This is a genomic window from Methylocystis parvus (assembly GCF_049675845.1).
GTDB lineage: Bacteria > Pseudomonadota > Alphaproteobacteria > Rhizobiales > Beijerinckiaceae > Methylocystis > Methylocystis parvus_A.
Genome location: NZ_CP187161.1, coordinates 1,615,085 through 1,627,891, shown reverse-complemented (window position 1 = coordinate 1,627,891; position 12,807 = coordinate 1,615,085). Strand labels below are relative to the sequence as shown.

11 protein-coding genes are annotated in these 12,807 nt (G+C 62.5%); 2 read left to right on the top strand and 9 right to left on the bottom strand.

Annotation, left to right across the window (positions count from 1 at the left end; genetic code table 11):
• Positions 1–7: 7 nt before the first annotated feature.
• Together ACPFMJ_RS08300 and ACPFMJ_RS08295 are read right to left on the bottom strand one after the other, a co-directional pair.
• Complete coding sequence (locus ACPFMJ_RS08300; protein ID WP_424363344.1) at positions 8–634, bottom strand: 2'-5' RNA ligase family protein; 627 nt, start codon at positions 632–634, stop codon at positions 8–10.
• A gap of 36 nt (positions 635–670) precedes the next feature.
• Positions 671–871: a hypothetical protein gene (locus ACPFMJ_RS08295; protein ID WP_424363343.1), complete on the bottom strand. Its 201-nt coding sequence runs from the start codon at positions 869–871 to the stop codon at positions 671–673.
• A gap of 234 nt (positions 872–1,105) precedes the next feature.
• On the opposite strand from ACPFMJ_RS08295, the gene ACPFMJ_RS08290 reads away from it, so the two are divergent.
• Entirely contained in the window at positions 1,106–2,692 is a 1,587-nt protein-coding gene (locus tag ACPFMJ_RS08290; protein ID WP_424363342.1) for an alpha-amylase family glycosyl hydrolase, read from the top strand.
• Here ACPFMJ_RS08290 and ACPFMJ_RS08285 read toward each other — a convergent pair.
• A complete protein-coding gene (locus ACPFMJ_RS08285) occupies positions 2,679–4,850 on the bottom strand; it encodes a glycoside hydrolase family 3 N-terminal domain-containing protein (protein WP_424363341.1) in 2,172 nt (723 codons plus the stop codon). The genes ACPFMJ_RS08290 and ACPFMJ_RS08285 overlap by 14 nt on opposite strands.
• A 178-nt stretch (positions 4,851–5,028) precedes the next feature.
• Here ACPFMJ_RS08285 and ACPFMJ_RS08280 point away from each other — a divergent pair, with 178 nt between their 5' ends.
• Entirely contained in the window at positions 5,029–6,807 is a 1,779-nt protein-coding gene (locus ACPFMJ_RS08280) for an ABC transporter ATP-binding protein/permease (protein ID WP_424363340.1), read from the top strand.
• Here ACPFMJ_RS08280 and ACPFMJ_RS08275 read toward each other — a convergent pair.
• Genes ACPFMJ_RS08275 through acsA form a run of 6 tightly spaced genes read right to left on the bottom strand, consistent with a single transcriptional unit; the run spans position 6,799 to position 12,806 of the window.
• Positions 6,799–7,617, bottom strand: coding sequence for an ROK family protein (locus ACPFMJ_RS08275; RefSeq protein ID WP_424363339.1), 819 nt, complete (start codon positions 7,615–7,617; stop codon positions 6,799–6,801). The two genes, ACPFMJ_RS08280 and ACPFMJ_RS08275, sit on opposite strands and share 9 nt — an antisense overlap.
• A 9-nt stretch (positions 7,618–7,626) precedes the next feature.
• A complete protein-coding gene (locus tag ACPFMJ_RS08270) occupies positions 7,627–7,890 on the bottom strand; it encodes an acyl carrier protein (protein ID WP_424363338.1) in 264 nt (87 codons plus the stop codon).
• Complete coding sequence (locus ACPFMJ_RS08265; RefSeq protein WP_424363337.1) at positions 7,887–9,053, bottom strand: dihydrolipoamide acetyltransferase family protein; 1,167 nt, start codon at positions 9,051–9,053, stop codon at positions 7,887–7,889. Before ACPFMJ_RS08265 ends, ACPFMJ_RS08270 begins: the two co-directional genes overlap by 4 nt.
• A complete protein-coding gene (locus ACPFMJ_RS08260; RefSeq protein WP_424363336.1) occupies positions 9,050–10,045 on the bottom strand; it encodes an alpha-ketoacid dehydrogenase subunit beta in 996 nt (331 codons plus the stop codon). Before ACPFMJ_RS08260 ends, ACPFMJ_RS08265 begins: the two co-directional genes overlap by 4 nt.
• Positions 10,042–11,028 (bottom strand): pyruvate dehydrogenase (acetyl-transferring) E1 component subunit alpha, encoded by a 987-nt coding sequence (gene pdhA / locus ACPFMJ_RS08255; protein WP_424363335.1) that lies wholly within the window; start codon positions 11,026–11,028, stop codon positions 10,042–10,044. Before pdhA ends, ACPFMJ_RS08260 begins: the two co-directional genes overlap by 4 nt.
• Positions 11,025–12,806 carry an acetate--CoA ligase gene (acsA, locus tag ACPFMJ_RS08250; protein ID WP_424363334.1) on the bottom strand — a complete coding sequence of 594 codons (1,782 nt, stop codon included), beginning with the start codon at positions 12,804–12,806 and terminating at the stop codon, positions 11,025–11,027. The genes pdhA and acsA overlap by 4 nt, the downstream gene beginning before the upstream one ends.
• Position 12,807 lies beyond the last annotated feature (1 nt).

The window sequence follows — 12,807 nt, the reverse complement described above, 5'->3', positions numbered from 1 at the left end:
CGTCGGATCAGCCGTCTTCCTCGGTCCGCGGCGACGCGGGAGGGTTAGCTTGCTTAAGCGGCGCGGACGCGAGAATTTGGTAGCCCGTCGCGCCGGGAGGCGGAGATTGGAATAGCTCGACGGATATTACTTGCTGGGTGAAGGACAAATTTCTGTCGATCGGGCGCCGGCGGGCGATAGCTGCGCCGTCTCCGCGAAGACGGGCAAGCGTGACATGCGGCAGAAATGGCCGGCCGTCGCTTTGATCGAATAAGCGAAGGAGTGCGCCTCGCACAGCCGTGATGTCATCAGACGCCGCGCATTCCACCCACAATAGTCGAGGCCGTTTCAGCACGGGCCCATAATTCAGATGCCGAAACTCGAGCACGAACGGGCTGAAGCTGGAGGCGACGAGGCGAATTTTCTCGATCGCTTCGGAAATCCACGTCTCCCGCCAAGGGGGAACGAGCGTGAGATGAAGATCCGCAGACGCGACGATCTTAGCGTTTTCCTGCCGTAACTCTTTCGCCAGCCCAACCAGTTGATCCGCGATGTCGGGGGCTATCTTCACGCCGAGAAAGACGCGCATCCCCCGGGGCGGAATATTGCCGCCGTCGTTGCCGTGAGAAGCGTCGATCACGAAACTGGCCACCATGTCCCGAACGCTGAAGCAAGCTGGCGCGCGGCTCCTTCATTCCTCGAAGGTCGGCGGCTCGGTTTCGTCGGTTTCGACCTGTTCGATGGGCTCATTCCCAGTCTCTGGAACCTCCCGCTCCACATCGACCATTTCCGTTTCAATAAGCTTCGGAGCCTCGTCTTCTCCTTCGGAATAGGCGTCGGGCCGCTTGGGCCTTTTGGGCCCGCAGGAGTCTCGTATCGCCTCGCCCCACATGGGAGGACCTCCTTCTTCTTCATTGCCGCGTTTGCGCCAACGCAACAAGTATACGCGCAACCATTCGTCTCGAGAAACGGCGTGACGCAGTCGCTTGAACCGGAGTATTTGCTTTTTACAAGTTGCCCCCGGCTCCACATTCTGGGAGGTTTTGCACAAAGGAGATGTCTCGCCGGAACCGGGCACAGATACGGGTCTCGCTCGAGTTTGGGGCAGATTGCACGGGGAAGGTCGATGATGCCTAGAGTCTGGTGGAAAACCGGGGTGATCTACCAAATCTACCCGCGCTCTTTTCAGGACTCGGACAATGATGGGGTCGGCGATCTCAATGGCATCCGCAATCGCCTCGACTATCTCATCTGGCTCGGCGTCGACGCGCTGTGGCTCTCGCCCTTTTACAAATCGCCAATGAAAGACTTTGGCTACGACGTTTCCGATTACTGCGCAGTGGACCCTCTATTTGGATCGATGGAATCTTTCGACGCTCTGCTGAAGGAAGCGCATGCGAGCGGACTAAAAATCATCCTCGATTTCGTTCCAAACCACACGTCAAATCTGCATCCCTGGTTTCTTTCAAGCCGCCGATCCCGGGACGACCCCAAGAGGGACTGGTATATTTGGCGCGATCCGGCTTCCAGTGGCGGGCCGCCGAACAATTGGGTCAGTCATTTCGGCGGCAGCGGCTGGACTTTCGACGAAGAAACGCAACAATATTATTATCACGCCTTTCTCGAAGAGCAGCCCGACCTCAACTGGCGGAACCCCAAGGTTCGCAATGCAATGCACGACGTGCTTCGCTTCTGGCTAAAGCGGGGCGTTGACGGTTTTCGTATCGACGTGGCGTCGCATCTCGTCAAGGACGCCTTTTTTCGAAATAATCCGCCTAATCCTCACTATGACGGGCGAGGGCCCGACATTCAGCGGCTAACCCAAACCTATTCGTCGGATCAACCGGAAGTGCAGGCGGTCATCGCCAGCCTGCGGAAGGTCGTTGAAGAATTCGGGGGCGATCGCCTGCTCATTGGCGAGCTGTATCTGCCCATCGACAGGCTTGTCCGTTATTATGGCGAGGGTCTTGGAGGATTGCATCTTCCTTTCAATTTCCAGCTGCTCGACGCGCGCTGGTCGGCCCTCGAAATTCGCAATCTGATCGAGAAGTATGAAGCGGCCTTGCCGGAAGGCGCCTGGCCAAACTGGGTGCTGAGCAACCACGACCGGCCGCGCGTCGCCGCGCGCCTTGGCGAGGCGCAGGCACGGATCGCGGCGATGTTGGTCTTGACGCTTCGCGGAACGCCCACGCTCTATTACGGCGACGAGATCGGTCTCGGGCGCGTTCCCGTTCCTCCCGACAGAATGAGGGATACATGGGCGCTTCGCGAGTCGGGTTCCGATGTCGGACGCGATCCCTCGCGAACGCCGATGCAATGGGATGAAGGTCCCTTTGCTGGTTTTTCCAGCAGGGAGCCCTGGCTTCCTCTGTCGCCGGACCATGCAAAGCGCAATGTCTCCGTCATGCGCGGGGACAAAGGCTCGATACTGCTGCTCGTCAGGGAGCTGTTGCACTACAGACGCAATCATCAAGCGATCGAACAGGGGGCTTGGCGCCCCATGGAGTCTGACGGAGACATCCTCTCCTACGAACGCACCTTGGGCGAGGAGAGGATCGTGATCTTGCTTAATTTCTCTGACACGCCGCATCGCGTCGCAGGCCTCGGTCTTGAAGCCGCGAAAATTTCGCTGTCGACTCACGCAGATCGTCGCGGGGAGGGCGCCGGCGCAGTTGTGGAGCTTCGCCCCAACGAAGGGCTTATCCTTGAGTGAAGTTGATCCCCTCCGAAGGATGACCTGCGGATAGGGCGCCTCGCAGCCGTACCCTGACCCTTAACGCCGATTTGCGATCGGCGCTGACGCCAACCATCACTTCAAAGTCGCCGGCTTCGATGACAGGCTCGAGCGTTTTGCCGAGAAACCGGAAATGGTCGCGGTCAAGCAGGAAAGAAACAGTGCGGGTTTCGCCAGGCCCGAGCGCAACCTTGGTCCATTCCTTCAATTCGATCATTGGACGCGCCACGCTGGCGACGACGTCGTGAAGGAAGAGGAAGATCGTCTCCTCAGTGGCGACCTCCCCGTCATTCGTGGCCTCGACCTCTATTTTGACGGGCGCATCCTCATCCAGTTCTTCCGGCGTGGCGCGCAGATAGTTCAGGCTGACTCTGGCGAAGGACAGGCCGTGCCCGAAATGGAAAAGTGGATCGTTTGGCAAATCCAGATATTTGCTCGTGAAGAAATCCGTCGACTGCGGCGGCCGGCCAGACGATCGCTGTGCATAATGAATTGGAATTTGGCCCACGTGGCGCGGCCAGGTGACAGGAAGGCGACCGCCCGGATTGAAGCGCCCAAGCAATATGTCAGCGATGGCGTCGCCGGCCGCTTCGCCGGGCTGCCAGCTCGCCAAGACGGCCGCCGCCGGCTCGATCAGATCGGAAATCATCAGCGGGCGTCCCGCCGACACAACCAGGACGACAGGAGGCCCGACGTCCATTATCGCCTGGGCGAGCTCGCGCTGACGACCCGGCAGGTCGAGCCTGGCGCGGCTGGCGGCTTCGCCGCTCATCGCGGCTGATTCCCCGAGGCACAGCACGATGACGTCGGCCGATGCGCACAAGGCCCGCGCGGCGCCAATTCCGCTCGCGTCTTTGCCATCGACGTCAACGCCTTGGTGATGCAGCAGTTCGCCATGCGTCCAGGCGGCCCGCAACGCTTCAAGCGTCGTGACGACCTTTGCCGGATCGCCCGCGGCCGACCAGGGACCCAACATATCGGCGCGGGCGTCCGCAAGGGGACCCACGATCGCAAGACGTCGGATGTTCGGGTCGAACGGCAGCACGCCCCGGTTCGTCAAGAGGATAATCGACCGTCGCGCGGCGTTCCGCGCCAGTTCTCCCCATGTCTTTCGAGCAGAGCCCGCGGAACGGAGCCTTACATAGGGATCGTCGAGTAGACCTAGCTTTTCCTTGAGCTCGAGAACTCTGCGCGCGGCGGCGTCTATTTGGGCTTCATCGACAAGGCCGCGCGACAGGGCTTCTGGCAGGTGCAGATAACATCCACTCACCATATCCATGTCGACGCCCGCCTTCAGGGCCAGTGCAGCCGCCTCGACTTCATCGGCCGCTAGGCCGTGCTGTATAAGTTCGGCGATCGCGGTGTAATCGCTGATGACGACCCCGCTGAAACCGTGTTTTATCCGCAACCAGCCGGTGAGCAGCGCGGCGTGCGCCGTCAGCGGAATCCCCGCGAGACTGTTGAAGGCGGGCATTATCGCTGCGCAGCCCGCCGCGACGGCCGCACGGAAAGGCGGCAGGTAGGTTTCGTGAAGCTCCCGGTCGGACATGTCGATGGCCGCATAATCCCGTCCGGCCTGAGCCGCGCCTCCCCCGCAAAAATGCTTGGCGGTCGCGCCGACCGCGGCCCTGCTCGACAGCCCGGCGCCCTGAAAGCCGCGGATCTTCGATTGCGCGAATTTAGCCGCGACAAGCGGGTCTTCGCCGGGCCCCTCGACGATGCGTCCCCATCGCGGGTCGCGGCAGACATCGAGCATTGGCGCAAAGGTCAGGTCGATTCCTCCGCTGGCGGCCTCCTCGGCGGCGGCGCGCGCGGTTTCCTCCCAAAGGTGGGGATCGAAGGCTCCGGCCTCCGCGAGCGGAACTGGAAAGATCGTCTCGAAACCGTGCAGCACGTCGAGCCCGAAAAAAAGCGGCACGCCGAGTCGGCTCTCTTTGAGCGCGGCCTTCTGCATGGCCCGCACGGCCTCGCGCCCCCAGAGGTTGAAAACGCCGCCGACATTGCCGGCGCGGATATTCTCTATGACGTCGCCGGATCCTGAAGGGCCGGTCACGACCTGTCCAGCAGTCACTAGGTTGAGCTGACCGACTTTCTCTCGAATGGTCATCTTCGATAAAAGCGAATTGACCCTGTCCATCGTGCAACTCGGCCGGTTTTTGTGGCCGGAAAAATATACCCCATCTCCGCCTCGCCGGCGACGCGCGCAGCTCGGGTCGGGGATTTTCTCGTTGCCGCCGCGACCCCTCCGCTGCGATGATGTGACGGTTGCAAAGTCTCCAACGGCTAGTCGGCATTACAATATGGACGAGACGACCATGACGCAGCAGACAGGCGGCCCCGGTCCGGCCGTCGACAAGACAGTGGCGAACCAAAGCAGGATCTTTCTGCAGCTAGGGACGCTCTGGCGGATGGCGCGCGCATCTGGGGAAGGGGGCAGGCTTCTGTGGCTCATCGCGGGACTCGTCACGGTAATTGGCGCGACAGCCTATGCGCAAATCCGGCTCAATGCGTGGAACGAGCCATTTTACGACGCTATCAACCGAAGAGACATTCCTGCTTTCGGCTTTCAGCTCGGCGTCTACGGGATCATCGCCGGAACGCTGCTAGTACTCAATGTCAGCCAAACTTGGCTGAATTTGATGATGAAACTCAAACTGCGGGAGATCCTCACACGAGATCTCTTTCAGCAGTGGCTCGCGCCTCGCCGCGCCTTCTTAATCGCCAATGCAGGACCGATCGGCGTCAATCCAGATCAGCGCATTCACGAGGACGCCCGGCGTTTCACCGAACTCTCCACCGATCTCGGCGTCGGGCTGTTTCAGGCGACGCTGCTGCTGGTCAGCTTCATCGGCGTGCTCTGGTCGCTTTCTGCTGGCGTCAGCTTTACTTTCGAGGGGGCGAGCTTTGTCGTTCCGGGCTATATGGTGTGGTCCGCTCTGCTCTACGCCGGTCTGGCCTCGCTCGCGAGCTGGCGCCTGGGTAAGCCTCTCGTCGACCTCAACGCCGAGCATTACGCGCGCGAATCTGACGTGCGTTTCTCGCTTGGACGCGTGAACCAGAATTGCGACGGCATCGCCGTCTATCGCGGCGAAGCGCAGGAGCGCGACCGTCTGAACATGGAGTTCGATCGACTCCTCGAGGTCATGCGGCGACTCGTCAGTGCGACGACGCGGCTCGCCTGGGTGACGGCGGGCTACGGATGGTTCACAATAGTCGCGCCCGTTATCATCGCGGCGCCTGCCTATTTCGCCGGAAATCTGACATTTGGCGGTTTGCTTATGGCGGTCGGCGCTTTCACGCAGGTCCAGCAGTCGCTGCGCTGGTTCGTCGACAATGCGAATCTGATCGCCGACTGGAAGGCCACACTTCTGCGCGTCAGCGAATTTCGGAGGGCCCTGATCCAGATCGATCTGGTGGAACGAGACGCTCGGCGCATTGAGATCACGGAGGCGAAGGATCGCATCGTTCTCGACGACCTCAGGGTGCTGCTTCCGCCCGGGCCGAGCAGTCTGAGCGAGCGAAGACTCGAAATCGGGCCGGGAGAGCGCGTCGTGATCGTCGGGGGACCAAGTTCAGGGAAGACTAGTCTCTTCCGCGCCCTGGCGGGCCTATGGCCCTGGGGCACCGGCCGTGTCGAACTCTCTGCCGAGGGCCTCATGTTCATGCCGAAGCATCCCTATCTTCCGGGCGGCTCCCTGCGCGACATCCTCGCTTATCCCTATGCGCCCGACACATTCAGGGACGAAGATTACCGCGCGGCCTTGACGAGCATGGGGATCGCACACCTTATTCCGACGCTCGACACGACGGCGCAATGGGAAAAGGAGCTGAGCGATCCGGAGCAGCAGGGTTTAGCTTTCGCGAGGCTCCTGCTTCACAAGCCACGCTGGGTGGTGATCGACACGGCGATCGACACATTACCCCCGCAGTCGCGCCGCGCGCTGTTCGACGCCTTGCGGAAGGAGTTGCCGCGGACGTCCATCCTCGCGATCAGCGGCGTGGAGCATAAATACGATTTCTTCGACCGCCTCATCGGCCTGAGTCTTCACTCTGGAAACGCCGGCGCTGTGGGCCTCTCGCCGAATTCAGTCTGAGAGTTCGCGCAAACGAACAAGCCCACCCCACAGCCCACCGAGGTCGTTGAGAGACGCCCGCCGTAGTTCGGGCAGGACCGGATTTTTGCGTTTGAGCGCCGCAAGGCGAGCTTCGACGCGATCGAGACGAATGCCCACGTCTCGCATCATGGATCCGCCGAGGACAAGTCGGTGGGGAGACCAGTAAGCAATCGCATTGTGGAGTCCAATCGCGACAATCTCGGCCAACTCTTCCCACACCGGATGGTCCTTGCCGAGCGAGGCGGGCAACGTGCCGAAGCGAGCTTCGATCGCCCGGCCTGAAACAAGCTCCTCCAGCGTGCGGGCCTTCGCGTCGCAGCCCATGAACTGCTCGCCGATCTCAAATCCGAACGCCGCGCGGTCGAGCGCGCCGTCGACGATGCGCGCACCATTGACCCCCGTTGAGATTGTCACATAGGCCACGATCGCGGCTCCCTTTCCAGCCCCGACTGCCGCCTCGCCGAGACCGACCAAAGCCGTGTCGTTTTCCAGGATTACGGGCGCGCCGAGCGCCGCTTCCAGATCGTCGGCGAGAGCGGCCCCGTTCCAGTCGGGGAGATTGGGCGCATTGACGATCCGACGTTTGTCTAGCGATAGAACGCCCGGCGCGCCCACCGCGACGCCGCGCGGCTTTCCGCCCGCAATTCTTTTCACCGCATCGACCACCGCGTGGAGCCCCTCCCGATAGTTATGCAAAGTGTGGAAAACCTCGACAGAGGCGAGCGCATCTGGTTCATCGGCGCGACCGATGCGCGTTTTCGTTCCGCCGATGTCGATCACGATGAGCATGGGCGCGCTTCAACCGCCCGAACCCGACTGGGCGAGCGCCTCCCCGACATAGGTGATTGCGCCACCGAGCGTGAAAAGCTTCCGGTAATCGAGCTCGGGAATACTCACCCCTGTGCGCTTGTGTATCGCGACCACCAGATTGGCGAAATCCATGGAGTCGAGGTCGAAGGCCTCGCGGATGTCCTCGTCTTCGGCGATGGACGTCGGATCGGCCTCCGGCGCGATGTCGCAGATCAGTTGGAGAAGAAGCGATCGTATTTCATCGTTTGTCACAATTTTTCGGGCTCCTGCAAAAGACGCGCGACTTCGGCGAGATAGAGTCCGCCAAGATGTCCGTCGGTCACGCGATGATCGGCGGCGAGGCTCACCGTCACGAGGGGACGAGGCGCGATCCCTCCATCGAAGACGAAGGGGCGCGTGACAACGCGCCCAAAGCCGATGATCGCCACCTGGGGCGGGTAGATAATGCCTGTCACTGTCTCCGCGCCGCGATCGCCGACGCTCGTCACGGTTATTGTCGAAGACGTAAGCTCCGACGCCCGCAGCCCGCCCCGCCTAGCGCGTTCGACCAGATCGCGCATCGACGACATGAGTTCTGCGAGCGATTTCTTGTCCGTGTCCCTGATCGCCGGCGCCACCAGTCCGCCGCCGCGGAGCGCCACGGCCCAGCCGATGTGAATCTCGCTCACCGGGACGAAGGCCCCGCTCTCATAAAACCCGTTCAGTTTCGGCTGCGCGCGCAACGCGAGGGCGGCAGCCTTCAGAAAAAGCACGGCCGGCAGGATGCGCGCAAGCGGCTCCCGGTCGCGGTTGAAGGTCTCGAGCCAGGACAAAGCGGCGTGAAGGTCCACCGTTTCGCTCAAATAATAGTGCGGGATTTCACGCTTCGAACGGCTCATTGCGGCGGCGATGGCCTTGCGCATTTCCGACAGATCGACGCCGCGCCTGATCGACGGCGCTCCGGTTGGAACGGCGGGCGCCGCCGCCTCTACATCCGCAAGCCGGATCGCCCCATCGACACCCGTGCCGCGCAGCGCCGTCACGTCGATGCTCAGCTCGGTCGCGCGACGGCGGGCGACAGGCGTAATCTTCAGGCGCGCGCCTGGCGCGGTCACTGGCTTCGCGACGGGAATCGGCGTCGCGGCGACTTGCGGCGTCGGCGGTCGCGCGGCCGCCGCGGCGGGCTGCGCGGTCTCGCCCGCCGGTCCGTCGATCCGCGCGAGGACCGTTCCGACCGGAACGCGCGCGCCGACGGGAACCAGGATGTTCGAGACGACGCCCTCAACGAAGACTTCGACTTCAATTGCGCCCTTCTGCGTCTCGACGACGGCGATCACGTCGCCCGACTTCACGCGATCGCCCTGCTTCACATGCCATTCGACGAGCGTGCCGGCCGCCATGTCGGCGCCGAGCGCGGGCATTTTGAAGTCGCTCATGTCAGCCGCACGAGATCGCGCGCGGCGGCGACGATGGCGTCTCGCTGCGGCAGGCAGGCGTCTTCGAGATGCGCGGCGTAGGGCATGGGGACTTCGCGCCCGCACACCCGCCTGAGTGGCGCGTCCAGTTCATAGAAGGCCCCTTCGGCGATACGCATGCCGATTTCCGCCGAAATGGAGCCGCTGCGCCAGGCTTCGTCGATGATGACGCAGCGCCTCGTCTTGCTCACCGATGCGATGATCGCGTCTGTATCGAGCGGCCGCAGCGTGCGCAGGTCGAGCACTTCTGCGTCGATGCCCTCCTTCGCCAGCGTCTCCGCGGCTTCGAGCGTCTTGAAGAGGCCGCCGCCGTAAGTCACGAGACTGACGTCGCGCCCCGGGCGGCGGATCGCGGCATGGTCGATGTCGACGGACGTCACGCCGGGCGTCAGAACGCCTTCCATATTGTAAAGCATCACATGCTCGAAAATGAGCGTCGGATTGGGTTCCGCGAGCGCGGCGAGGAGCATGTAGCGCGCATCATCAATCGTCGCTGGGGTCAGCACGCGCAAGCCGGGAATATGCGCATACCATCCCTCCAGACTGTGCGAATGCTGCGCGGCCACCCGGCGCCCGCCGCCCGTCGCCATGCGGATCACGAGGGGGACCGCGAATTGGCCCCCAGACATATAGGGGATCGTCACGGCGTTGTTGACGATCTGATCTAGCGCCAGAAGGCTGAAATTGACGGTCATGATCTCGACAATGGGCCGCATCCCCGTCATCGCCGCGCCGATGCCGGCGCCGACGAAGGCGCTTTCCGAAAGCGGCGCGTCCCTGATCCTCTCGTCGCCGAATTCTTCAAGAAGCCCCTTCGTCACCGCATAGCAGCCGCCGTAACGGCCGATGTCCTCGCCTATGAGAAAGACGCGGGGGTCTTCCAGAAGCGCCTGACGCAGCGCCTGTTTGCAGGCTTCGCGGTAAGTGAGGGGGAGGGGAGGGGACTCGCTCAAGAGGGAATCTCCGCCATTGTCACGAAACGCTCCACCTCCGCGACGGACTCGAGCGCGCCCGCTTCGGCGAAGGCGACGGCCGCGGCGATCTCGGCCTCGATTTTCGACTCGATCGCTTCGACCTCTTCCGGCCTGATCAGATGATTGCTTTCGAGCCAGCCCTGAAAGCGCAGGATCGGGCCTTTCTTTCGCCAGGCCTCCACCTCTTCCTTCGAGCGATAGAGTTGCGCATCGAACATCGAATGCGCCCGAAAGCGGTAGGTGCGGCATTCTAGGAAATAGGGATCGCTGCCGGCGCGAACTCTTTCCACGGCCTGCCGCGCCGCGCTCTCGACGGCGACGACGTCCATGCCGTCGACCCGTTCCCCCTCGATCCCGTAGCCGCTGGCCTTGTGCACGAAATCCGTGTCCGCCTCGGCGCGCTCGACGGCCGTGCCCATCGAATAGAGATTGTTTTCGCAGACAAACAGAATGGGCAGCCGCCAAAGCTTCGCGAGATTGAGCGTCTCGTGGAATTCACCCTCGTCCACGGCGCCTTCGCCGAAGAAGCAGGCGGTAACGGCCGTCCGCTTCGATAATTTGTCGGCGAGCGCGACGCCCAGCGCCAGCGGCAGTCCGCCGCCGACGATGGCGTTGCCGCCGTAGAAGCGATGGGCCCGGTCGAAAAAATGCATCGAGCCGCCGCGCCCGCGGCAGCATCCGTTGAGCTTGCCCATCATCTCGGCCATCAGGCAGCCGGCGTCGACGCCGCGGGCAAGAGCCTGACCATGTTCGCGATAGGTGGCGATGACGGAATCTTCCGCCTTCAGCGCCTCCATGACCCCGACCGACACCGCCTCCTCGCCATCGTAGAGATGCAGGAACCCCAGGATTTTCTGCGCCTGATAGAGCTCCACGCATTTGGCCTCGAAACGGCGGATGCGGATCATCGCCTTGAGGAGACGCAAGAGATGCGCATGATCGAGATGCACCTTTTGCTTCATCTCTCATCGCTCTCCAGTGTCGACAGGTCGCCCTCCGGCAGGCCCAATTCGCGCGCCTTGAGCAAGCGTCGCATGATCTTGCCGCTGCGCGTCTTTGGCAGATTGACGCGAAACTCGATCTCCTTCGGCGCGACGGCGGCGCCGAGACGTTTGCGCGCATGTCCCAGGAGGTCCTTGCGCAAAGCTTCATCCGCCGCGACGCCTTGCTTCAAGGCGACGAACGCCTTGACGATCTCGCCCGCGACCGCGTCCGGCTTGCCGATGACGGCCGCTTCGGCCACGGCTTCATGCTCCATCAGGACGCTTTCGACCTCAAACGGGCCGATCAGATGGCCGGACGATTTGATCACGTCGTCGGCGCGGCCGACAAACCAGAAATAGCCGTCAGCGTCGATGCGGGCGAGATCTCCGGTGAGATACCAGTCGCCGACAAAACATTTACGGTAGCGCTCTTCTTCATGAAGATAGCCGCGCATCATGGAAGGCCAGCCGCGCCTGAGCGCGAGCTCGCCCTCCTTCTCCGGCGTATCGACGATGTCGACGCTTCCGTCCGGCTTGCGCAAGGCGATGCGCGCCTCGACCCCCGGCAGCGGGCGCCCCATGGAGCCGGGCTTGATGTCCATGACCGCGAAATTTCCGATCATGATGCCGCCCGTTTCCGTCTGCCACCAATTGTCGTGAAAGGGGAGACCCAAAGCCTGCACGCCCCAGACGACGGCTTCCGGATTGAGCGGCTCGCCGACGCTGGCCGCGAAGCGCAGAGACGAGAGGTCGAAACCTCGAACCGCCTCCTCGCCCACTTTCATCATCATGCGGATGGCGGTGGGGGCCGTATACCAGACGGTGACCTTTTCTTCCGCGAGAACGCCATACCAGCTTTGTGCGTCGAATTCGGCCTCGACGACGATATTCGTTACGCCATGCACGAGCGGCGCAATGACGCCATAGCTCATGCCCGTCACCCATCCCGGGTCCGCCGTGCACCAGAAGCGATCGTCCTCATGCAGATCGAGCGCGAAGAAGCCGGTCGCGTAATGCGTCACCACGGCGTCGTGAACATGCAGGACGCCCTTCGGCCGCCCGGTCGTCCCGCTGGTGAAATGCAGGAGCGCGACGTCTTCCGGATCGGTGGGGGGTATCTCGAAAACGGTCGACGCCCCGCGCATCAGGCCTTGCCAAGAGAGCACGATCTCTCCGCCCGTCTCGGCGTCGACGAGAATGACGTGTTCGAGTTTGGGGAGACGCGGACGCAAGGCCTCGATCTTGCGCCGATAGAGCGCCTGCGTGGTGACGATGACGCGCGCCTCGCCGATCTCCATGCGCGTGGCGATCGGTTCCGGCCCGAAGGCCGAGAACAATGGCGAAACCACGCATTTGGCCTTCAGTGCGCCCAGAATGGCGATGTAGAGTTCGGGAATGCGCCCGAGCAGAACGAAGACCGCGTCTCCCGGCCCGGCGCCCAGCGACCGCAGGACGTTGGCGAAGCCGTTCGTTGATTGCGCGAGATCGGCGTAGGAATAGTCCCGACGTTCGCCTGACTTGCCGATCCATCTTATTGCAATCTTGTCTTTCCTGTCGCCGCCTGCATGGCGATCGACGGCTTCGAAGGCGATGTTCAACCCGCCGGCATTGGGAAGACCCGTCAATTTTGCGCGCGCCGTCTCCCAGCAAAATTGCGCGCGCGCGGCGTCGTAATCGGCGAGATTGGGGGCCGTCGCGAGCGAGGCCGCATCCTTGTGGATGCTGGCGTAGCGCAGGCCGTGACTCGGCAGCCCCATT